This window comes from Sphingomonas adhaesiva (assembly GCF_036946125.1).
In the GTDB taxonomy this organism is placed as follows: Bacteria; Pseudomonadota; Alphaproteobacteria; order Sphingomonadales; family Sphingomonadaceae; genus Sphingomonas; species Sphingomonas adhaesiva_A.
The window spans coordinates 1,281,854-1,301,175 of sequence record NZ_JAQIJT010000002.1; the positions used below are offsets into that span (position 1 = coordinate 1,281,854).

Annotated in this window: 24 protein-coding genes; 12 read left to right on the top strand and 12 right to left on the bottom strand. The window is 68.4% G+C overall.

Annotation, left to right across the window (positions count from 1 at the left end; all coding sequences use genetic code 11):
• Positions 1-84 precede the first annotated feature (84 nt).
• The 4 genes from PGN23_RS12350 to PGN23_RS12365 all read right to left on the bottom strand — a co-directional run bounded on the left by PGN23_RS12350 (position 85) and on the right by PGN23_RS12365 (position 3,010).
• Positions 85-321, bottom strand: coding sequence for a hypothetical protein (locus tag PGN23_RS12350; protein WP_335303206.1), 237 nt, complete (start codon positions 319-321; stop codon positions 85-87).
• An 83-nt stretch (positions 322-404) separates the two neighbouring features.
• Positions 405-728: a YbaB/EbfC family nucleoid-associated protein gene (locus PGN23_RS12355; RefSeq protein ID WP_335303208.1), complete on the bottom strand. Its 324-nt coding sequence runs from the start codon at positions 726-728 to the stop codon at positions 405-407.
• Positions 725-2,359, bottom strand: a complete 1,635-nt coding sequence (locus PGN23_RS12360; protein ID WP_335303210.1) for a DNA polymerase III subunit gamma/tau — start codon at positions 2,357-2,359, stop codon at positions 725-727. The genes PGN23_RS12355 and PGN23_RS12360 overlap by 4 nt, the downstream gene beginning before the upstream one ends.
• A gap of 93 nt (positions 2,360-2,452) precedes the next feature.
• Positions 2,453-3,010 carry a type 1 glutamine amidotransferase domain-containing protein gene (locus PGN23_RS12365; RefSeq protein WP_335303211.1) on the bottom strand — a complete coding sequence of 186 codons (558 nt, stop codon included), beginning with the start codon at positions 3,008-3,010 and terminating at the stop codon, positions 2,453-2,455.
• A 131-nt stretch (positions 3,011-3,141) separates the two neighbouring features.
• Here PGN23_RS12365 and PGN23_RS12370 point away from each other — a divergent pair, with 131 nt between their 5' ends.
• The 8 genes from PGN23_RS12370 (at position 3,142) to PGN23_RS12405 (ending at position 10,288) form a co-directional block, all read left to right on the top strand.
• Positions 3,142-4,155, top strand: a complete 1,014-nt coding sequence (locus PGN23_RS12370; RefSeq protein ID WP_335303213.1) for a DNA topoisomerase IB — start codon at positions 3,142-3,144, stop codon at positions 4,153-4,155.
• A 3-nt stretch (positions 4,156-4,158) separates the two neighbouring features.
• Positions 4,159-5,337, top strand: a complete 1,179-nt coding sequence (locus PGN23_RS12375; RefSeq protein ID WP_335303214.1) for a mechanosensitive ion channel family protein — start codon at positions 4,159-4,161, stop codon at positions 5,335-5,337.
• Positions 5,338-5,384: 47 nt separating this feature from the next.
• A complete protein-coding gene (locus tag PGN23_RS12380) occupies positions 5,385-5,762 on the top strand; it encodes a glycine zipper 2TM domain-containing protein (RefSeq protein WP_335303215.1) in 378 nt (125 codons plus the stop codon).
• A 191-nt stretch (positions 5,763-5,953) separates the two neighbouring features.
• A complete protein-coding gene (locus tag PGN23_RS12385) occupies positions 5,954-6,388 on the top strand; it encodes a MaoC family dehydratase (protein ID WP_335304593.1) in 435 nt (144 codons plus the stop codon).
• A 154-nt stretch (positions 6,389-6,542) separates the two neighbouring features.
• Positions 6,543-7,721, top strand: a complete 1,179-nt coding sequence (locus PGN23_RS12390; protein WP_335303217.1) for an acetyl-CoA C-acyltransferase — start codon at positions 6,543-6,545, stop codon at positions 7,719-7,721.
• 377 nt (positions 7,722-8,098) lie between these two features.
• The gene (locus tag PGN23_RS12395; RefSeq protein ID WP_335303218.1) at positions 8,099-8,602 is read left to right on the top strand and encodes a pyridoxamine 5'-phosphate oxidase family protein; all 504 of its coding nucleotides are present in this window, start codon (positions 8,099-8,101) and stop codon (positions 8,600-8,602) included.
• Positions 8,603-8,690: 88 nt separating this feature from the next.
• A complete protein-coding gene (gene crcB / locus PGN23_RS12400) occupies positions 8,691-9,068 on the top strand; it encodes a fluoride efflux transporter CrcB (RefSeq protein ID WP_335303219.1) in 378 nt (125 codons plus the stop codon).
• Positions 9,065-10,288 carry an RluA family pseudouridine synthase gene (locus tag PGN23_RS12405; RefSeq protein WP_335303220.1) on the top strand — a complete coding sequence of 408 codons (1,224 nt, stop codon included), beginning with the start codon at positions 9,065-9,067 and terminating at the stop codon, positions 10,286-10,288. The genes crcB and PGN23_RS12405 overlap by 4 nt, the downstream gene beginning before the upstream one ends.
• Before the next feature lie 234 nt (positions 10,289-10,522).
• Here the strand turns inward: PGN23_RS12405 and PGN23_RS12410 are convergent, their stop codons facing one another.
• A complete protein-coding gene (locus PGN23_RS12410) occupies positions 10,523-10,729 on the bottom strand; it encodes a hypothetical protein (RefSeq protein WP_335303222.1) in 207 nt (68 codons plus the stop codon).
• Positions 10,730-10,931: 202 nt separating this feature from the next.
• On the opposite strand from PGN23_RS12410, the gene PGN23_RS12415 reads away from it, so the two are divergent.
• The 3 genes from PGN23_RS12415 to PGN23_RS12425 are packed head-to-tail and all read left to right on the top strand — an operon-like array spanning position 10,932 to position 12,483.
• A complete protein-coding gene (locus PGN23_RS12415; protein WP_335303223.1) occupies positions 10,932-11,603 on the top strand; it encodes an HAD-IA family hydrolase in 672 nt (223 codons plus the stop codon).
• Positions 11,600-11,806 (top strand): hypothetical protein, encoded by a 207-nt coding sequence (locus tag PGN23_RS12420; RefSeq protein ID WP_335303224.1) that lies wholly within the window; start codon positions 11,600-11,602, stop codon positions 11,804-11,806. The genes PGN23_RS12415 and PGN23_RS12420 overlap by 4 nt, the downstream gene beginning before the upstream one ends.
• Entirely contained in the window at positions 11,803-12,483 is a 681-nt protein-coding gene (locus PGN23_RS12425) for an ATP12 family chaperone protein (RefSeq protein WP_335303225.1), read from the top strand. Before PGN23_RS12420 ends, PGN23_RS12425 begins: the two co-directional genes overlap by 4 nt.
• Here the strand turns inward: PGN23_RS12425 and gmk are convergent.
• The 4 genes from gmk to PGN23_RS12445 form a co-directional block, all read right to left on the bottom strand.
• Positions 12,475-13,128, bottom strand: a complete 654-nt coding sequence (gmk, locus tag PGN23_RS12430; RefSeq protein WP_335303226.1) for a guanylate kinase — start codon at positions 13,126-13,128, stop codon at positions 12,475-12,477. The two genes, PGN23_RS12425 and gmk, sit on opposite strands and share 9 nt — an antisense overlap.
• 31 nt (positions 13,129-13,159) lie before the next feature.
• A complete protein-coding gene (gene fghA / locus PGN23_RS12435) occupies positions 13,160-13,990 on the bottom strand; it encodes an S-formylglutathione hydrolase (protein WP_335303227.1) in 831 nt (276 codons plus the stop codon).
• A 236-nt stretch (positions 13,991-14,226) separates the two neighbouring features.
• Positions 14,227-14,616 (bottom strand): VOC family protein, encoded by a 390-nt coding sequence (locus PGN23_RS12440; protein WP_335303228.1) that lies wholly within the window; start codon positions 14,614-14,616, stop codon positions 14,227-14,229.
• Between the two features lie 54 nt (positions 14,617-14,670).
• Entirely contained in the window at positions 14,671-15,783 is a 1,113-nt protein-coding gene (locus PGN23_RS12445) for an S-(hydroxymethyl)glutathione dehydrogenase/class III alcohol dehydrogenase (RefSeq protein ID WP_335303229.1), read from the bottom strand.
• 248 nt (positions 15,784-16,031) lie between these two features.
• Here PGN23_RS12445 and PGN23_RS12450 point away from each other — a divergent pair, with 248 nt between their 5' ends.
• Positions 16,032-17,180, top strand: coding sequence for a CaiB/BaiF CoA transferase family protein (locus PGN23_RS12450; RefSeq protein WP_335303230.1), 1,149 nt, complete (start codon positions 16,032-16,034; stop codon positions 17,178-17,180).
• Positions 17,181-17,344: 164 nt separating this feature from the next.
• Here the strand turns inward: PGN23_RS12450 and PGN23_RS12455 are convergent, their stop codons facing one another.
• The 3 genes from PGN23_RS12455 to fumC form a co-directional block, all read right to left on the bottom strand.
• Positions 17,345-17,554 (bottom strand): hypothetical protein, encoded by a 210-nt coding sequence (locus PGN23_RS12455; protein WP_335303231.1) that lies wholly within the window; start codon positions 17,552-17,554, stop codon positions 17,345-17,347.
• Positions 17,551-17,748 carry a hypothetical protein gene (locus tag PGN23_RS12460; protein ID WP_335303232.1) on the bottom strand — a complete coding sequence of 66 codons (198 nt, stop codon included), beginning with the start codon at positions 17,746-17,748 and terminating at the stop codon, positions 17,551-17,553. The genes PGN23_RS12455 and PGN23_RS12460 overlap by 4 nt, the downstream gene beginning before the upstream one ends.
• An 82-nt stretch (positions 17,749-17,830) precedes the next feature.
• Positions 17,831-19,222 carry a class II fumarate hydratase gene (fumC, locus tag PGN23_RS12465; protein WP_335303233.1) on the bottom strand — a complete coding sequence of 464 codons (1,392 nt, stop codon included), beginning with the start codon at positions 19,220-19,222 and terminating at the stop codon, positions 17,831-17,833.
• Positions 19,223-19,322 lie beyond the last annotated feature (100 nt).

Sequence of the window (19,322 nt, forward strand, 5' to 3'; positions counted from 1 at the left end):
ATGACGGTATGATTGAGCCGGACCTCATATTCGGGTGACCAGAGGCGGAGTCCCCCGCTGAGCCGGTGTGACGTGGGCCGATGCTTACTTGCTGTCGCCCGATATCGCCGCGCCGGCCTTGTCCGACGTGCTCTCGACGCTCTTCGCCGCCGAGGTGATCGCATTGTTCTTCGCGACCTCGCTGTCGTTGCGGATCAGCAGGAAATAGGCACCGACGATCACCGCCAGCAGCACGGCGATCCCGATCAGCACGCCGCCGCCGCCACCGCGGCGCTCGATGATCGTGGTGTGCGGGGTCTGGGTCACGCGGTCGTCGGTCATGGCTTCCTCCCGTTCAAGATGCAGCCACGAATGCGAAACAATGCGATATTGTTCCGCTGCGCCAACAACATCCGCGTACCGGATCAGAACGGCAGCTTGAACCCCGGCGGCAGCGGCAGGCCGCTGGTCATCTTCGACATTTCGGTCGACGACGCCGCATCCGCCTTCGCCCGTGCGTCGTTGAACGCGGCGGCGACGAGGTCCTCCAGCATCTGCTTTTCCGACGGCACGATCAGCGAATCGTCGATCGACACGGAGATGATCCGTCCCTTGGCCGACGCCTTCACCTTGACCAGCCCGCCGCCGGCCGCGCCCTCGACCTCGATCGTGTCGAGGCTGTCCTGCGCCTTCTGCAGCTCGGCCTGGACGTTCTGCGCCATGGCCAGGATGTCGTTCAGATCCTTCACGTGATGCTCCGCTTGGCTGGTTTGGGCTCGATCAGTTCGGCCCCGGGGAAATGGTCAAACGCGGCGGCGACGATCGGGTTCGCGCGCGCCGCGTCATGGCGTGCCTGCACCACGTCCTGCTCCGCCTCGAACACGGTCGGCGCGCCGGGCACGTCCGCCATGGAGATATTCCACGGACGGCCCGTCGCCTCGCGCAGCACGGCCGCCAGATCGGTCAGCGTGTCGGTCGACAGCGGGCGGCTGCCGCTCAGCACGATCTCGCCCGGCGCGTAGCGCACCAGGCTCGCCCCGCGCTTCAGCCGCACCAGCAGGTCGAGCTTCCCCCGCTCGTCGAGCAGCGCCATGACGCCCGCGAAGTCGGCGGGCGAGCGATCGGCGGGCGCCGCCGGGGGTGCCGGCGGGGCGGAAACCCCCGGCGGCGCACTCACCGATCCGCCGGCCAGCCGCCGCGCCAGATCGCCGGGGTCGGGCAGCATCGAGGCATGGATCGCGCGCAGGATCGCCATCTCCGCCGTCTCGATCGGCAGCGCCGCGCGCGACACCTCCTCATGCCCCTTCAGGAACAGCTGCCACAGCCGGTGGAGCGCGGGGAACGACATCGTGCCCGCCCACTCCCGATAGGCGGCGCGTTCCTCCAGCGGCTGCGCGGGGTCGTCGGGCGCGCCCACCTTCACCTGCGTCACGCCGTGCACCGCCTCCAGCAGCGCGCGCATCACGCCCAGCGGATCGACGCCCAGGTCGTATTGCCGCCGCAGCGCCGACAGCGCGCCCGGCGCGTCGCCCGCCAGCACCAGCGCCAGCAGGTCGCGCACCGCATTGCGATCCGACAGGCCCAGCATCTCGCGCACCGCATCGGCGCGGACGCCGCCGCCCGCCATGTCGGCATGCGCGATCGCCTGGTCCAGGATCGACAGGCCGTCACGCGCCGATCCTTCCGCCGCGCGCGCGATCAGCGCCAGCGCCTCGGCCTCCGCCTCGGCCCCCTCCGCCTCCACCACGCGCGCGAAATGCGCCGCCAGCGTATCGGCGGGGATACGCCGCAGGTCGAAGCGCTGGCAGCGCGACAGGACCGTCACCGGCACCTTGTTCACCTCCGTCGTGGCGAACAGGAACTTCACGTGCGCCGGCGGCTCCTCCAGCGTCTTGAGCAGGCCGTTGAACGCGGCCTTCGACAGCATGTGGACTTCGTCGATGATGTAGATCTTGTAGCGCGCCGACACCGCGGCGTAGCGCGATGCCTCGATGATCTCGCGGATGTCGTCGATGCCGGTGTGGCTGGCGGCGTCCATCTCGATCACGTCGATATGGCGCCCCTCGGCGATGGCGCGGCACGGCTCGCACACCCCGCACGGATCGATCGTCGGGCCGCCCTGCCCGTCCGGCCCGATGCAGTTGAGCGCCTTCGCGATCAGCCGCGCGGTGCTGGTCTTCCCCACGCCGCGCACGCCGGTCAGCAGGAAGGCATGCGCGATACGCTGCCGCCGGATCGCATTGCCCAGCGTCTGGACCATCGCACCCTGCCCGATCAGCTCGGAAAAGGTCTGCGGCCGGTATTTGCGCGCCAGCACGCGGTAAGGCTGCGCGGTGGCCGCCGGTGCGGGCGGGGTCCCGAGATCGAAGGAGTCGGACATCGTCCGCCCGCTATAGGGCGACCGATGCCCGCTGTCGAAGCCTGTGGAACGCGATCGTGGCGTCGGTCCTGGCGCCACGATCGCGCGCCGGGATCAGTCGGCGTCCGTCAGATCTTCGGTCAGCGCCTGGATGATCGCCTCGTTGAAGGCGGGGATGTCGTCCGGCTTGCGGCTGGTGATGAGGTTGCCGTCGACGACCACTTCCTCGTCCACCACGTCGCCGCCCGCATTTTCCAGGTCGGTACGGATCGAGACGTATCCGGTCAGGCGGCGACCGTCGATCACGTCCGCCTCCGCCAGCAGCCACGGCGCGTGGCAGATCGCGGCGACGATCCGGTCGTCGTCCATGAACTGCTGCACGATCTCGACCGCGCGCTCCTCGACCCGCAGCTTGTCGGGATTGGCGACCCCGCCCGGCAGGACGAGCGCGTCGTAATCGTCGACCTCCACCTCTTCCAGCGTCAGGTCGGGGGTGGCCGTCTCGGCCTTGTTGATGTCGCCCTTCATCCCCTGGATCGGGTCGCGCCTGATCGACGCGAGCGACACCGTCGCCCCCGCCGCTTCCAGCGCCTTGCGCGGTTCGAACAGTTCGACCGTCTCGAAACCGTCGGCGGCGATCATCAGCACGCGCGCTTGCGACAGGTCGGCCATGGGGATTCTCCATCTGCTGCTTGGGGGATAGCCGCGGCTGAACCCCCGCCGCGGCGCCTCCGTTCCGGAACGAAGCGATACCCCGCGCATTTCTCCACGAGACGAGGCGCTCGCACGACCGGAAGGGCTAAGTGACGCAGAAGATTGTTTATTGCGACGACGGGGCGCCGGGCATCACACGCAGGAAGACGCGACACGGCGCCTGGGCCTATTACGATGCCGACGGCAGTCGCATCACGGACCGCGACGAGATCGATCGGCTCAACGCCATCGGCCTGCCACCCGCCTACACCGACGCCTGGTTCTGCCCCCATGCCGACGGCCATATCCAGGCGGTCGGCTGGGACGAGAAGGGGCGCAAGCAATATCGCTATCATCTCGGCTTCCGCGCCCAGCAGGAGGCCGCGAAGTACGATCTGTGCGCCCCGTTCGGTCGTGCGCTGACGAAGCTGCGCGCGCGGGTCGAGGCGGACCTCGCCAAGCGGCGCCACAGCAAGGAGCGCACCGTCGCCGCGATCGTGAAGCTGCTCGACGTCGCCTCGCTGCGGATCGGCAACGAGGCCTATGCGAAGAGCAACAAGAGCTTCGGACTGACGACGCTGCGGGATCGCCACGCCGAAATCCGCGGCAGCACGCTGACGCTGGAATATCGTGCCAAGTCGGGCAAGCAGCGCCGGCTGCGGATCACCGACCGCAGCCTCGCCGGCTTCGTCAAGAAGTGTCAGGACCTGCCGGGGCAGAAGCTGTTCCAATATGTCGGTGAGGACGGCGCGCCGCATGCGGTCACCTCGTCCGACGTCAATGCCTATCTGCGCGAGGCGATGGGTGACGGCTTCACCGCCAAGCATTTCCGCACCTGGGGAGCGAGCGTCGTCGCCTTCGAGGCGCTGGCGGAGGCGGACGCGCCGATCGGGCTGAAGACCATGCTCGAGCCGGTCGTGGAGCGGCTGGGAAACACGCCGGCGATCGCGCGCAAGTCCTACGTCCATCCGGCGTTGATCGAACTGGGCAAGGACAAGGCGGCGCAGGCGGCGTTCCGCCAATCGCTCAGGCTGCCGCGCGCGACGAGCTATCTGACCCGGCACGAACGCGGGCTGATCGCCTTCCTGGAACAATCCGGTGCGTGCGAGCTGAAGGCGGCGTAAACAATGAGTGCAGCAAGCAACACCACCGCGGCGCACCGCGCCGCCTTCGACGCGGGTGCGGTCGGCGCGCAGGCGAACCGGCTGTTCGGCTCCAGCATCACCTGGCTTCAGGAACGCTGGCTGGAGATATTGATCGCGGTCGGCGCCGGCGCCGTCATCGCGCTCCTCCTTTTCTGGCTGCGCCGGTTCGGCCCGCGGCTGGCGAAGCGCAGCGAGAGCGGCACCGGCTGGTCCGCGGTGCTGGGCCGCGCGATCGAGCGGACCAACGCCTTCTTCATCATCATGCTCTCCGCGAAGCTGGTCAGCGGCTATGCCGTCACCCCGCCGGAGGTGGACACGACCGCGACCTTCCTCTTCACCGTCGCCGCGGTGTTCCAGGCCGCGATCTGGGCGCGCGAGCTGATCCTGGGCGCGATCGAGCACCGCACCCGGTCGGAACATTATGCGGGCGAGGCGCTGGTCAGCGCGATGGGGCTGATCCGGCTGCTGGTCAGCTTCGCGGTGTTCGCGATCGCGCTGGTCGTCGTGCTCGACAATCTGGGCGTCAACGTGACCGGCCTGGTCGCGGGGCTGGGGGTCGGCGGCATCGCGATCGGCCTCGCCGCGCAAGGCATCTTCGCCGATCTGTTCGCCGCGCTCGCGATCATCTTCGACCGCCCCTTCCGCCGCGGCGACAAGGTCAGCTACGACAATACCAGCGGCGTGATCGAGGCGATCGGGCTGAAATCGACCCGCATCCGCGCCTATACCGGCGAGCTGCGCATCATCTCCAACCGCAATTTGCTCGACAAGGAGATCCAGAACGTCACGCTGCGCGACCACATCCGCGTCGCCTATACGATCGGTGTCGCCTACGAGACGCCGCCCGATACGCTGGCCCGCATCCCCGCGATCCTGACCGAACTGGTCGAGGCGGAGGGTGCGACCGTCGCGCGTGCGGGGTTCGAGACGTTCGGCGCGTCGAGCATCGACATGGTGCTCCAGGTCGATACGCCGGGCGGCGACTGGTCGGTCGCGCACGACACGCGCAACCGCCTGGTGGTCGCGATCGTGCGGCGCTTCGCCGAGGAAGGCATCGTTATCCCCTATCCGACGCAGACGACGTTCACCGCGGCGCCCGACGGCACGCTCATCATGCCCTATTCCGAGCAGCTTCATATCGCGCCCGCGGAACAGCGTTGAACCTCGCGCGCCGGCTGGCGTTGTCGCGGTCGCAGAGGAGAAACGAAATGAAACGTGCCGTCCTGTCCGCCCTGATGCTGGCCACGCTGTCCACCCCGCTGGCGGTCGCCCCCGCCGCCGCGCAGAACCGCGATCGCGACTATCGCTGGCATGGCGACGATCGCGACTGGGATGCGGCGCGCGACTATCGCCGCAGCAATGCGCGCGAGCGCCGGCTGTCGCGCGAGGATCAGATCTATCGCGGGCGCGACGGGCGCACCTATTGCCGCCGCAACGACGGGACGACCGGGCTGGTGGTCGGCGGCGTCGGCGGCGCGGTGGTCGGCAACCTGATCGGCGGCGGGCTGCTCGGCACGCTGGCGGGCGGTGCCGGCGGCGCGCTGCTGGGCCGGTCGATCGACAGGGGCAAGGTGCGCTGCCGCTAGGCGATTCGCGCGATTCGAAGATCGGGTCCGCCCGCTTCGGGTCGTTCGAGTGACGGAAAAGCCGCCGTTGACGCTAGGTCCGGCGGCTTTTTCGTGCCCGCGGTTCGCTCCCCCTTGCGGCGGTGCAGCGCGAACGCCTAGAGAGGCGCACCGCTGCTCGACGAGGGGAGGCACAGGTGACCGCAGACGAAATGAAGGCCGCGATCGGCCAGGAGAGCGTGTCCGAATGGGTCGAGGTGACCCAGGACATGATCAACAAGTTCGCCGAAGCGACCGGCGATCATCAGTTCATCCACATCGACCCGGAACGTGCGAAGCTGACGCCGTTCGGCACCACGATCGCACACGGCTTCCTGACGCTGTCGCTGCTGCCGCTGCTGTCGATGAAGACGCCCGACGCGCCGAAGCTGGACGGCGTGAAGATGGGCGTCAACTACGGCGGCAACAAGGTGCGCTTCCTGGCGCCCGTACCCTCGGGATCGAAGGTCCGCGCGCGCTCGAAGATCGTCGAGTTCGAGGAAAAGCGCCCCGGCCAGTATCAGTACACCACCGAGACCACGATCGAGATCGACGGCAGCGACAAGCCCGCAATGATCGCCGAGTGGATCACGCAGGTCTTCGCCTGAACGATTGCCAAGCCCCTCCCTTTTAAGGGAGGGGTTGGGGTGGGTCGACGCCTGGCGACACGGCTCCCTCCATCGATCGGCGGCTCCGTACCGCGAGCACGCCACCCACCCCCAGCCCCTCCCTTGAAAGGGAGGGGAGTTTCACGAGGTTCCCATGCGTTCCGCCGTCATCGTCTCCACCGCCCGCACCCCGATCGGCCGCGCCTATCGCGGTGCGTTCAACAACCTCCCCTCCCCCACGCTCGCCAGCCACGCGATCAAGGCCGCGGTCGAGCGCGCCGGCGTCGAGGGTGGACAGGTCGAGGACGTCGTCATCGGCTCCGCGCTCCAGCAGGGGCACCAGGCCGGCAATATCGCGCGCACGTCGCTGCTGCGCGCCGGGCTGCCGATCGAGGTGTCGGGCATGTCGCTCGACCGTCAGTGCGCCTCGGGCCTGATGGCGATCGCCACCGCCGCGAAGCAGATCGTCGTCGACGGCATGGACGTGACGATCGGCGGCGGCGTCGACAGCATCTCGCTGGTGCAGACGCCCGAAATGCGCGTCGCACCCGACAAGGAGCTGCTGGCGATGCACAACGACATCTACATGCCGATGCTCCAGACCGCCGAGGTCGTCGCCAAGCGCTACGGCATCAGCCGCGACGCGCAGGACGAATACGGCTATCAGTCGCAGATGCGCACCGCCGCCGCGCAGGCCGCGGGCAAGTTCGATGACGAGATCGTCGCCGTCACCGCGACCAAGGCGAACGTCAACAAGGAGACCAAGGAGGTTTCCTACGAGGAAGTGACCCTGTCGAAGGACGAGGGCAACCGCGCCGACACCACGCTGGAGGGGCTGAAGAGCCTGAAGCCGGTGCTGGGCCCCGACCTCAACATCACCGCCGGCAATGCCTCGCAGCTGTCGGACGGCGCCTCGGCCAGCGTGCTGATGGAGGAGAAGGTCGCCGCGGCGAAGGGCCTCACCCCGCTCGGCCGCTATGTCGGCATGGCGGTGGCGGGCACCAAGCCCGACGAGATGGGCATCGGCCCGGTCTTCGCGATCCCCAAGCTGCTGGAGCGCAACGGGCTGAAGGTCGGCGACATCGGCCTGTGGGAGCTGAACGAGGCGTTCGCGGTGCAGGTCCTCTACTGCCGTGACACGCTGGGCATTCCGGACGAGCTGCTCAACGTCAACGGCGGTGCGATCTCGATCGGCCATCCGTACGGCATGTCGGGCGCGCGCATGACCGGCCACGCGCTGATCGAGGGCAAGCGCCGCGGCGCGAAGTATGTCGTCGTCACGATGTGCGTCGGCGGCGGCATGGGTGCCGCGGGCCTGTTCGAGGTGCTGTAACGTTGAACAATCTTTGACAGAACGCTACATATTATCGCAGGCGATGACATAGCGCCTTCACGGGAACCCCGATCGTGCCAGCGGTCGGGGTTCTTTACGTTTGGGGACCAGCTGCCAGACTGATCCCCGCCCGTGCCCTAACTTCGTCGCGAGACCTCGATCACCTTCAGCACAAGCATGCCGAATGCGATCATCAGCCCCAGAAGCGAGGACAATTCGGTGATGGACATAGTCACCTCCACGGATGGGCGGCAGGATCGCCGCCGCCTCGGATCATGCGGAAGCCCTTTCCCGCGCGCAACGTCGCCGCGTTGGGGATCGCAACCAACGCCCCCGCCCCTCGTTTCCCGACCGAACCGTTCGAGAGGAGACGACACATGGCGGACGCCAACACCGATCCGAGGAAGCTGAAGGAAGACCTGTGGAAGAAGATGGCGGACAGCCCCTTCGTCATGGTCGGCAAGGCGGACGGATCGTCGCACAGCGAACCGCTGACCGCGCAGCTGGACGAGGATCAGGTCGACACGCTGTTCTTCTTCATCGGCAAGGACAACCGGGTCGCCGGCGGCGGCAAGGTCATGATGCAATATGTGTCGAAGGGGCACGACTTCTTCGCCTGCCTCGACGGCGACGCCCGCATCGACAACGACCGCGCCCAGATCGACAAGCTGTGGAACAAGCAGGTCGAGGCCTGGTTTCCGGGCGGCAAGGAGGACCCGAATCTCGCGCTGCTCCGCGTCGACATCGACAGCGCGGAGCTGTGGGAGACGGACATCTCGCTCGGCGGCCGGCTGAAAATGCTGTTCGGCGGCACGATCCGGTCGGACGAGGCCGGCAGCCATGCCAAGGTGCAGACCACCGCGGAAAGCTCCCCCGCCTGATCCTCACCAAGCCTGTCGGACGGGTCGGTCGCACGACGGGGCGACCGGCCCGTTTCCCTTGGCGCGAGAAAGCGGATAGAGGGCGGGGATGTATCCCCTTCTTCTCGTCATGGCGGGCGGTGCGGTGGGCGCCGGTGCGCGCCACCTCGTCAACCGCGCGACCCTGTCCGCTTTCGGCCCCGACTGGCCCTGGGGCACGCTGACCGTCAATCTGGTCGGCGGGCTGCTGATGGGAGCGCTGGTGGGCGTGCTCGCCCGCGGCACCTCGGGCGGCGATAACTGGCGGCTGCTGCTCGGCACCGGCGTCCTCGGCGGTTTCACGACCTTCTCCGCCTTCGCGCTCGATACGGTCGGCATGATCCAGCGCGGCGATCTCGCCGCCGCGACGGGCTATGTCCTGCTCTCGGTCGCCGGCGCCGTGCTGGCGCTGTTCCTCGGCCTGTCGATCGCGCGGGTGGCGGCATGAGCGATCAGGTCCGCCAGTTCACCATCGCCCCCGACGATGACGGCATCCGTGTCGACCGCTGGTTCAAGCGGCACCTCGACGCCACCAGCTTCACGACCGTCGCGAAATGGGCACGTACGGGGCAGATACGGGTCGACGGCGCGCGTGTCGCACCGGGCGACCGGCTCCAGTCCGGGCAGGTGCTGCGCATTCCCCCGGCCGAGCCGGTCCGCGGCGACGTTCGGCCCGAACGTACCCGCCCTGCGCTCACCGCGGACGAAGAAGCCTTCGCGCGCGAGATGGTGATCCACAAGGACGCGCAGGCGCTGGTCCTCAACAAGCCCCCGGGGCTGGCGACCCAGGGGGGTACCAAGACGACGCAGCATGTCGACGGCCTGCTCGACGCGCTTCAGTACGAGGCGGAGGGTCGCCCCAAGCTCGTCCATCGGCTGGACAAGGACACGTCCGGCGCACTGCTGGTGGCGCGGACCTCGCGCGCGGCGGCGTTCTTCGCCAAGACCTTTTCAGGCCGGTCCGCGAAGAAAGTCTACTGGGCGCTGATCGTCGGCGTACCCTCGATCGACGACGGCACGATCGACCTGCCGATCGCCAAACAGCCCGGCACGGGCGGCGAGAAGATGCATGTCGACGAGGCGGAAGGCAGCCCGGCACGCAGCCGCTACCGCGTCATCGAGCGCGCGGGCAATCGCGCCGCCTGGGTCGAGCTTCAACCCTTCACCGGACGCACGCATCAGTTGCGCGTCCATATGGCGGCGATCGGTCATCCCATCGTCGGCGACGGCAAGTACGGAGGCCCCGCCGCGTTCCTGACCGGCGGGATCAGCCGCAAGATGCACCTCCACGCGCGGCGCATCCGGGTCGATCATCCCGACGGCGGCGAGATCGAGGTGACCGCCGAGCTGCCGACGCATTTCGCGGAAAGCCTCGCCGGACTGGGGTTCGAACCGATGGCGGGCGACATGATGCCGCTCGACGAGCCCACCCCGCCCACCCGCGAGGAGAAGAAGGCGCGCGCGCGCGCGCATGCCAAGTCGGTGCGAAAGGAACGCCGCGGCGAACGCCGTTCGCGCAGCGGCGGCGACGAGAAACCGGGCGGTGCGGGCCGTGGGACGAAAGCGGGCGGCGCTGGTCGCGGAGCGAAGCCTGCCGGCCCGTCGCGCGGCGTGAAGCCGGGCGGCAGCGGTCGCGGGGATGGCTCCGGCGGTCGCGGCCGGCGCTGACGTACCGTACACGCGGCATTCGACCGAAGGCGGCGGAGGCGCAGAGTCATGCCTCCATCGGCGCGTCAATGCGGTGGTATCGCCGCGCGCAGGACGACGACGGTCGAGAAGCAGGCGCGGGATCGCTCCTCACGCCTGATGCTCAGGAAGCATGTAGCTCGCGGCAGCCGATGAAAATTCGCCTTGGCCGCTATCGGGATCTCCCGGCGCGCCGCAGCGCCCCGGCCCTGATCGTCAGACCGCGAGCACCGCGCCGGTCGCCATGCCCCACACGCCATAGCCCGCCAGCAGCAGCGCCGCGGTGACGGTCGCGCCGAACAGCACGTAGCCGACATAGTTCAGCATCGGCGGATTCGGCCGCGCCAGCTTGCGGTTGTGCGACGCGCCGGACAGCACGAAGCTGAGCAGCATTCCGTAGGTCAGGGCAACGGCTTCTATCATTCCCGCTCTCGCTCGTAAGGAGTCAGCGGCCGCCCCCAGCAGCCGCGTGCGGTTAACCATATCCGCTTCGTCCTACCCATAGGTTAACGCGCCACTCGCCGCTCCCCCGGCTCCGTTCGTCGCTTGTCGTCCACACGTCATGGCTCCGATGCGATCATACGACGTTGTGGCGCGCCGCCGGCACTTGCCCTACGGAGGCGCGATGACCCAGCGACTGGCGGTATTCGACTGCGACGGCACGCTCGCCGATGGCGAGGCCAACATCTGTCGCGCCATGGAGGCGGCCTATGCCGGCGCGGGGCTGGTCCCGCCGCCCCGCGCGGCGATTCGCGGCATCGTCGGCCTGAGCCTGGTGGAAGCGGTGGCGGTGCTGGCCCCCGACGCGGAGAAGGAACTGCACCGCGCGCTGGCGGCGGATTACAAGGCCGCGTTCCACCGCATGCGCGTCGCCGGGGAGCTGGATGTCGAGCCGCTCTACGACGGCATGGTCGCGGTGCTGGAGGAGCTCGTGTCGCACGGCTGGCTGCTGGGCGTGGCGACCGGCAAGTCCGACCGCGGGCTGGCGCATCTGCTCGCGCATCATGGGCTGGGCGATCGCTTCGTCACGCTGCAGACCGCGGATCGTCATCCGTCGAAGCCGCATCCCGCGATGCTCGTCGCCGCCATGGCAGAGGCGGGCGCGGCGCCCCACATGACGGTCATGATCGGCGATACCAGCTACGATATGCAGATGGCCCGCGCGGCCGACGTCCGCGGCATCGGCGTCGGCTGGGGCTATCACGACGCGGCGACGCTGCGTGCGGCCGGCGCCGGGGTGGTGGTCGACGATGCCGCGGCGCTGCTCGCGCATCTGCTCGCCACGGTGCCGGCATGAGCGATCCCGCGCTGCCGCGCTGGGCCGCGATGATGGCGGTGCGCATCGCCGCGACGCTGGGCGCGGTGCTGGGCGTCGTCCTGCTCGGCCGCGCCGAGGATCTGCCGACCCGCCTGCTCGGCCTGGCGATCGTCGCCGCGGCGCTGTGGGTCGTCGCGATCGTCCCCAAGGCGCTGGCGCATCGCTGGCGGACCCCGCGATGAAGCGTTTCTGGAAAGAGGTCAGCGTCGATGCCGACCGTGTCGTACGCCTGGACGATCGCCCGGTCCGCACGCCCGGCCGTGCGCCGCTGGCGCTTCCCGGTGCGGCGCTCGCCGCGGCCGTCGAGGACGAATGGCGCGGCGTGGCGGAGACGATCGATCCCCGTGCGATGCCGCTGACCGGGCTCGCCAATGCCGCGATCGACCGCATCGCCGCCGATCCGGCGACGTTCGCCGCCGGGCTGGCGCGGTATGCGCAGAGCGACCTGCTCTGCTATCGCGCCGACGGGCCGCAGGAACTCGTCGCGCGTCAGGCGGAGACGTGGGATCCGTTGCTCGACTGGGCACGCACCCGCTACGATGTGCATTTCGAGATCGTGACCGGCGTCATGCACCGCGCACAGCCGCCCGCGACGCTGGCGCGCCTGTCGGACGCCGTCGCCAGTCGCGATCCCTTCCGCCTCGCCGCCATGTCGCCGATCGTCACCATCACCGGCACGCTGGTCGGCACGCTCGCGCTGGTCGAGGGCGCGGTCGATGCCGGCACGCTGTGGAGCGCGGCGATGGTGGACGAGGATTGGCAGGTCGAGCGCTGGGGCGAGGACGACCTCGCGACCCAGGCGCGCGACGCACGGCGGCGCGATTACGATGCCGCGGTACGGTTCCTGCGCTTACTGTAGCGCGGGCGGCGTCCGCAGCTTGCGGATGAACCCGATCAGCCCGGTCTGGCGCGAGCGCTTCAGCCGCTCCGCCGCCAGGATCGTCTTCACCTTTGCATAGCAGCTCTCGACGTCGTCGTTGACCAGGACATAATCATAGCCGTCCCAGTGGCTGACCTCCGCATCCGCGCGCGACATGCGCCGCTCGATGATGTCCTGCGCGTCGGTCGCGCGGCCCTCCAGCCGGCGCCGCAGCTCGGCCATCGACGGCGGCAGGATGAAGACGCGCACCACGTCGCCGCCCGCGATCTGGTGCAGCTGCTGCGCGCCCTGCCAGTCGATGTCGAACAGCACGTCCTTGCCCTGCGCCAGCATCTCGTCGACCGGCGCACGCGGCGTACCGTAGCGCTGGTCGAACACGTGCGCCCATTCCAGGAACGCGCGCTCCTCCACCATCTCGCGGAAACGCTCCAGCGACACGAAATGATAGTCGCGCCCGTCGACCTCGCCCTCGCGGATATCGCGCGTCGTGGCCGAGACGGACAGCGACAGTTCCGGCTCGCTGGCCAGCAACATGCGCGCGATCGTCGACTTTCCGGCCCCCGACGGCGAGGACAGGACGAACAGCACGCCGCGGCGCTTCATGTTGTGGGGGTCGGAATCCATGGCGGCTGATGCCCCGCCCCCGCCCGTTCCGTCAAGCGCGCAGGCGCGCCGCATGCCAGTCGAGATGGTCGCCCATGAAGGTCGAGATGAAATGGTAGCTATGGTCGTAGCCCGGCTGCATCCGCAGCGTCAGGTCGATCCCGGCGCGCTCGCACGCCGCCGCCAGAAGGTCCGGACGCAGCTGCTCGGCCAGGAAACCGTCCGCTTCCCCCTGATCCACCAGCAATTCCTTCACGCGCGCGCCGTCCTCGATCAACGCGACCGCGTCGTGCGCGCGTTTCGCCGCGGTATCGTCGCCCAGATAGCGGTCGAGCGCGGCGCCCCACGGCACCTGCATCGGCGCCGCGATCGGCGCGAAGGCGGAGACGGCGCGGAACCGATCCGGAAAGGTCAATCCGATCGTCAGCGCGCCGTGGCCGCCCATCGAATGCCCCATGATCGACTGGCGCGTCATGTCCGCCGGGAACGACTCGCCGATCAGCGCGGGCAGTTCCTGCGTGACGTAGCGCCACATGCGGTAGTTCGCGGACCACGGTTCCTGCGTCGCATCGACGTAGAAGCCCGCACCCTTGGCGAAATCCCACGCCTCCTCGTCCGGCACGTCGTCACCGCGCGGGCTGGTATCGGGCGCGACGAAGATCAGTCCCAGCCGCGCGCAATGCGCCCGAAACTCGCCCTTGTCGGTCACGTTGGCATGGGTGCAGGTCAGTCCGGAGAGATACCATACCACCGGCAGCCGCGCGTCCGGCGCATGATCGGGGACATAGACCGAGAAGGTCATGTCGGTGCCGGTCGCGGCCGAGGCATGGCGGTAGACGCCCTGCGTGCCCCCATGCGCGCGCGAGGTGGAGACGGTGTCCATCCGATGCCCTTCCATTGGCCTCGCCGCCACCCCGGCCTTGAGCGGGACCTTTGCAAAAAGCGGGTGCAACGACGCCGAGTCCACGCCGTGCTCCTGCGCAGGCAGGAGCCCAGGGCCAAGCAGAACAACGCCTTATGGGACCTGCAACTCTGGGCTCCTGCCTTCGCAGGAGCACGGAGTAGCCTTTTGCAAACATCTCGCCTTGATCCGGGATGACGATGTGAGCGCGGTTCGCCTTACGCCGCCTTCGGCATCCGGTGCAGCGCGCACAGCTTGTTGCCGTCCGGATCGCGCAGATAGGCGAGGTACAGGTTCATCCCGTTTCCGCTGCGCACGCCGGGCGCATCCTCGATCGCGGTGCCGCCGGCCTCGACCCCGGCCTTGTGCCAGGCGTCGGCCTGCTCCGGTCCGTCGACCGCAAACCCGATCGTGCCGCCATTGGCGTGCGTCGCCGGCTCGCCGTCGATCGGGCTTCCGACCAGGAACATGCTGCCGTTGTGGATGTAGATCAGCCGCCCCTTGTCATCCTGGATCGCAGGCTTGCCGCCGATCGACGCGAACAGCGAGTCGTAGAATTTCCTGGACCGGGCGAGGTCGTTCGAGCCGACCATCATGTGCGAAAACATAATTGCTCCTCTCCTTCTTCCTGTCGTCCCTCCCCGACAGGGAGGGGCGTCCGGTCAATATACCACGACGCTGCGGATGCTCTCGCCGGCATGCATCAGGTCGAAACCCTTGTTGATCTCCTCCAGCGTCAGCCGGTGGGTAATCATCGGGTCGATCTCGATCATGCCGTTCATGTACCAGTCGACGATCTTCGGCACGTCGGTGCGCCCCTTCGCGCCGCCGAATGCGGTGCCGCGCCAGTTGCGCCCGGTGACCAGCTGGAACGGGCGGGTCGAAATCTCCTTGCCGGCCTCCGCCACGCCGATGATGATCGACGTGCCCCAGCCGCGATGGCATGCCTCCAGTGCGGTGCGCATCACCTCGACGTTGCCGGTCGCGTCGAAGCTGTAGTCGGCGCCGCCGTCGGTGAGCTCGAGCACCTTCGCGATCGTCTCCTCGCGCGACAGGCCCTTGCCGTTGAGGAAATGTGTCATGCCGAAGCGGCGGCCCCATTCCTCCCGATCCGGGTTGATGTCGACGCCGATGATGCGCCCCGCCCCCGCCAGCTTCGCGCCCTGGATGACGTTCAGCCCGATCCCGCCCAGCCCGAAGACGACGATATTCTCGCCGGGCTGCACCTTGGCGGTGTTCACGACCGCGCCGACCCCGGTCGTCACCCCGCACCCGATGTAGCAGCTGGTATCGAACGGCGCATCCGCGCGGATCTTCGCCACCGCGATCTCGGGCAGGACGGTGAAATTGGAGAAGGTCGAGCAGCCCATATAGTGGAAGATCGGCTTCCCCCGGTAGCTGAACCGGGTGGTGCCGTCGGGCATCAACCCCTTCCCTTGCGTCGCGCGGATCGCGGTGCACAGGTTGGTCTTGCCCGACAGGCACGATTTGCACTGGCGGCATTCCGGGGTGTACAGCGGGATGACATGGTCGCCCGGCGCCACGCTGGTCACGCCCGCGCCCACCTCGCGCACCACGCCGCAGCCCTCATGCCCCAGGACGGAGGGGAAGATGCCCTCCGAATCGAACCCGTCGAGCGTGTAGGCGTCGGTATGGCAGATGCCGGTCGCCATGATCTCGACCAGCACCTCGCCCGCCTTCGGCCCCTCCAGGTCGAGCTCGACGATCTCCAACGGCTTCTTCGCCTCGAACGCGACGGCGGCGCGGGTCTTCATGGGGCAGGCCTTCTAGTTTGTCGTGTCGCCATGGTCCTTATGCGGGGTGGTGGAGGGCTTCAAGGATGGTTCACGCGAAGACGCGAAGACGCGAAGAGGCTGTAAGCGCGGCAGCTACGTGGCTAAACACATCCTGAGACCTGCTGCTGCGGCTCCGAACATTGCCGCAAGCGCTTCATCTCAGCGCCTTCGCGTCTTCGCGCGAACGAACTGGACAGCCCCCCACGGGCCAGGGCTAGAGAGGGACGATGACCGATACCCCGCCCCGCCCGCTCGCCGGCCTCCGCGTGCTCGAACTCGCCCGCATCCTGGCCGGTCCCTGGGCAGGGCAATTGCTCGCCGATCTGGGCGCCGACGTCATCAAGGTGGAGCGTCCCGGCGAGGGCGACGACACCCGTCACTGGGGCCCTCCCTTCATCACCGCGCTAGACGGCACCAACCTGTCGGCGGCCTATTATCACGCCTGCAACCGCGGGAAGCGCTCGGTCGCGATCGATATCGCCACGCCTGGGGGGCAGGCGCGGGTCCGCGATCTCGCCGCGGGCGCCGACGTCGTCATCGAGAATTACAAGGTCGGCGGCCTCGCCAAATACGGCCTCGACGCCGCGGCGCTGCGCGCGCTGAACCCGCGGCTCATCGTCTGCTCGGTCACCGGCTTCGGACAGACCGGGCCCTATGCGCACCGCGCCGGCTACGACTTCATCATCCAGGGGATGGGCGGGATCATGTCGATCACCGGGGAGCCGGACGGCCCGCCGCAAAAGGGCGGCGTGGCCAATGCCGACCTGTTCACCGGCGTCTATTGCGTGGTCGCCATTCTCGCCGCGCTCCAGGGCCGTCACCACAGCGGCCACGGCACGCACATCGACATGGCGCTGCTCGACACGCAGGTGGGCGTGCTCGGCAACCAGGCGCTGAACTGGATGGCGAGCGGGGTGGTGCCGCAGCGGATGGGCAACGGCCACGCGAACCTGACGCCGTATCAAAGCTTCCCGACGGCCGACGGCGACCTCATCATCGCGGTCGGCAACGACCGGCAGTTCGCGAAACTGTGCGACGTGCTCGGCCTCCCCGACATGGCGACCGACCCGCGCTTTGCGACGAACCCTGCGCGCGTCGCCAACCGGGCCGCGTTGCTGCCGCTGGTGACCGCCCGCACCGTGATGTGGAACAGCGCAGACCTGCTCGCCGTGCTGGAGGCGAGCGGCGTGCCGGTCGGCCCGGTCAACCGCATCGATCAGGTGTTCGCCGATCCACAGGTGATCGCCCGGGGCATGAGGCTCACGGTCGACGGCCTGCCCGGGCTGGCCGCACCGATCACCTATGACGGCGTACGCGTTCAGGCTCCCGCTGCGAGCCCGAGGCTGGGCGAGCATCAGGACGCCGACTGGCGCTGAAGGAGGTAATTCCGGCACATGCGGGACCCGTGCAAGACGCGTCAACAGCACCCAACCCACGCCGCGCTCCTGCGCAGGCAGGAGCACGGTGTAGCCTGTTGCAAAGGTCCCGCACAGGCCGGGGCTCCGTCACGAGCCGCACCCTCCGCCGGGCGTGGCAGGCGTCAGATACGCGTGCCTTGCCCCGCCTTCTCCAGCTTGCGCCGGTCATAGGCCTTCTTCGCGACATAGGCGCCGCCCACCGCCATGCCGAGCGGCCCCATGCGCGACACGGCGCGCGTCAGCAGCGCGCCCGTGACCGCGCCCTTCATGCCGGCGCCCTGCCGCTGGCCCAGTTCGCGCCCGAGCAGCGCACCGATGATCGTCCGAATCATGCCGAAACCTTTTTGGAAACCGTGTCGACGAGTACCGACAGCCCCTTCAGCACGCCCCAGCCGACCGCATAGGTGAGGGCCACCGGCAGGACGAGCTTCAGGACGTTGGCCGTGATCGCGCCATACAGCGCACCATCCGCAACGCCGTCGTCGCCGGACATCGCATCGACCGCGCCGCCGATCAGCGCGCCCATCGTGGTGGCACCCATGTCGTGAAGAACCTTCGTCGTTACGTCATCGCCAGAATGCCGCTGACGTAGATCAGTTCCCCCGGGATCAGTTCCCCAGCATCGCCTCCGGCCGGACCACCCGGTCGAACGTCTCCGCATCGACCAGCCCCAGCGCGAGCCCCGCCTCCTTCAGCGTCAGTCCCTCGGCATGCGCATGTTTGGCGATCTTCGCGGCATTGTCATAGCCGATCTCGGGCGCCAGCGCGGTCACCAGCATCAGCGAGCGGTCGAGCAGTTCCGCGATCCGCCCCTCGTTCGCCTCCAGCCCCTCGACGCAGCGTTCCGCGAAGCTCTCGCACCCGGTCGCCAGCAGGTCGATCGAGCGCAGCACCGCCGCCCCGATCATCGGCTTGAACACGTTGAGCTCCAGATGCCCCTGCGCGCCGCCCACCGTGATCGCGACGTGGTTGCCCATCACCTGTGCGGCGACCATCGTCAGCATCTCGCACTGCGTCGGGTTGACCTTGCCCGGCATGATCGAGCTGCCCGGTTCGTTGGCGGGCAGGTCCAGCTCCCCCAGCCCGCAGCGCGGCCCCGATCCCAGCAGACGGATGTCGTTGGCGATCTTCGTGACCGCCACCGCCAGCGTGTTGAGCACGCCCGACAGGTGAACCAGCGGGTCGTTGGACGCCAGCGCCTCGAAGAAATTGTCTGCGGGGCTGAACGCGATCCCGGTAATGGCGCGCACCTCCGCACAAAAATCGTCCGCGAAGCCGCCGGGCGCGTTCAATCCCGTGCCCACCGCGGTCCCGCCCTGCGCCAGCCGGTCGGTGCCCTGCTCCACCGCCGGCTCTACCCGCCGCAGACACCGCTCGATCTGGTGCGCATAGCCCGAAAATTCGTCGCCCAGCGTCAGCGGCGTCGCGTCCTGAAGGTGCGTTCGCCCGATCTTCACGATGCCGGACCATGCCTTGGCCTTCGCATTTAGTGCGTTGTGCAGCCGTTCGACCGCCGGGATCAGCCGCCGCCGCACCGCGATCGAGCACGCGATATGCAGCGCCGTCGGGAAGCTGTCGTTGCTCGACTGCCCGCGATTGACGTCGTCGTTGGGGTGCACCGGGCTCTTGCCGCCACGATTTCCCGTCAGGATCTCGTTCGCACGCCCCGCGATCACCTCGTTGACGTTCATGTTCGACTGCGTGCCGCTGCCGGTCTGCCAGATGACGAGCGGAAACTGATCGTCGAACGTGCCCGCGACCACCTCCTGCGCGGCTTCCTCGATCGCATCGGCCTTCTCGGTCGCCAATCCGTGCCGCCGATTGACCCGCGCCGCGGCCTGTTTGACGATCGCCAGCGCATGCACGATCTCGATCGGCATCCGCTCGCGCGCGCCGAACGGAAAGTTCTCCAGGCTACGCTCGGTCTGCGCCCCCCAATAGGCGCTCGCGGGGACTTCGATCGGGCCGATCGAGTCGGTTTCGGTGCGGGTATCGGTCATGCACTGCCTCCTGCTCGGTCGAGGAAGCGTGCCGTAGCGAAGGCAGTTCCGTTGCCCAAGCTATGCCGTGCTCCTGCGAAGGCGGAGCCCAGGATCACGC

Coding starts and splice junctions, on each gene's coding strand:
- PGN23_RS12395 (WP_335303218.1), top strand. CDS start 8,099: ATGGCGGACGCCAACACCGATCCGAGGAAGCTGAAGGAAGACCTGTGG.
- PGN23_RS12410 (WP_335303222.1), bottom strand. CDS start 10,729: ATGATAGAAGCCGTTGCCCTGACCTACGGAATGCTGCTCAGCTTCGTG.
- PGN23_RS12405 (WP_335303220.1), top strand. CDS start 9,065: ATGAGCGATCAGGTCCGCCAGTTCACCATCGCCCCCGACGATGACGGC.
- PGN23_RS12375 (WP_335303214.1), top strand. CDS start 4,159: ATGAGTGCAGCAAGCAACACCACCGCGGCGCACCGCGCCGCCTTCGAC.
- PGN23_RS12390 (WP_335303217.1), top strand. CDS start 6,543: ATGCGTTCCGCCGTCATCGTCTCCACCGCCCGCACCCCGATCGGCCGC.
- PGN23_RS12380 (WP_335303215.1), top strand. CDS start 5,385: ATGAAACGTGCCGTCCTGTCCGCCCTGATGCTGGCCACGCTGTCCACC.
- PGN23_RS12425 (WP_335303225.1), top strand. CDS start 11,803: ATGAAGCGTTTCTGGAAAGAGGTCAGCGTCGATGCCGACCGTGTCGTA.
- PGN23_RS12460 (WP_335303232.1), bottom strand. CDS start 17,748: ATGGGCGCGCTGATCGGCGGCGCGGTCGATGCGATGTCCGGCGACGAC.
- PGN23_RS12360 (WP_335303210.1), bottom strand. CDS start 2,359: ATGTCCGACTCCTTCGATCTCGGGACCCCGCCCGCACCGGCGGCCACC.
- PGN23_RS12440 (WP_335303228.1), bottom strand. CDS start 14,616: ATGTTTTCGCACATGATGGTCGGCTCGAACGACCTCGCCCGGTCCAGG.
- PGN23_RS12350 (WP_335303206.1), bottom strand. CDS start 321: ATGACCGACGACCGCGTGACCCAGACCCCGCACACCACGATCATCGAG.
- PGN23_RS12415 (WP_335303223.1), top strand. CDS start 10,932: ATGACCCAGCGACTGGCGGTATTCGACTGCGACGGCACGCTCGCCGAT.
- PGN23_RS12420 (WP_335303224.1), top strand. CDS start 11,600: ATGAGCGATCCCGCGCTGCCGCGCTGGGCCGCGATGATGGCGGTGCGC.
- crcB (WP_335303219.1), top strand. CDS start 8,691: ATGTATCCCCTTCTTCTCGTCATGGCGGGCGGTGCGGTGGGCGCCGGT.
- fumC (WP_335303233.1), bottom strand. CDS start 19,222: ATGACCGATACCCGCACCGAAACCGACTCGATCGGCCCGATCGAAGTC.
- gmk (WP_335303226.1), bottom strand. CDS start 13,128: ATGGATTCCGACCCCCACAACATGAAGCGCCGCGGCGTGCTGTTCGTC.
- PGN23_RS12365 (WP_335303211.1), bottom strand. CDS start 3,010: ATGGCCGACCTGTCGCAAGCGCGCGTGCTGATGATCGCCGCCGACGGT.
- fghA (WP_335303227.1), bottom strand. CDS start 13,990: ATGGACACCGTCTCCACCTCGCGCGCGCATGGGGGCACGCAGGGCGTC.
- PGN23_RS12445 (WP_335303229.1), bottom strand. CDS start 15,783: ATGAAGACCCGCGCCGCCGTCGCGTTCGAGGCGAAGAAGCCGTTGGAG.
- PGN23_RS12455 (WP_335303231.1), bottom strand. CDS start 17,554: ATGATTCGGACGATCATCGGTGCGCTGCTCGGGCGCGAACTGGGCCAG.
- PGN23_RS12450 (WP_335303230.1), top strand. CDS start 16,032: ATGACCGATACCCCGCCCCGCCCGCTCGCCGGCCTCCGCGTGCTCGAA.
- PGN23_RS12385 (WP_335304593.1), top strand. CDS start 5,954: ATGAAGGCCGCGATCGGCCAGGAGAGCGTGTCCGAATGGGTCGAGGTG.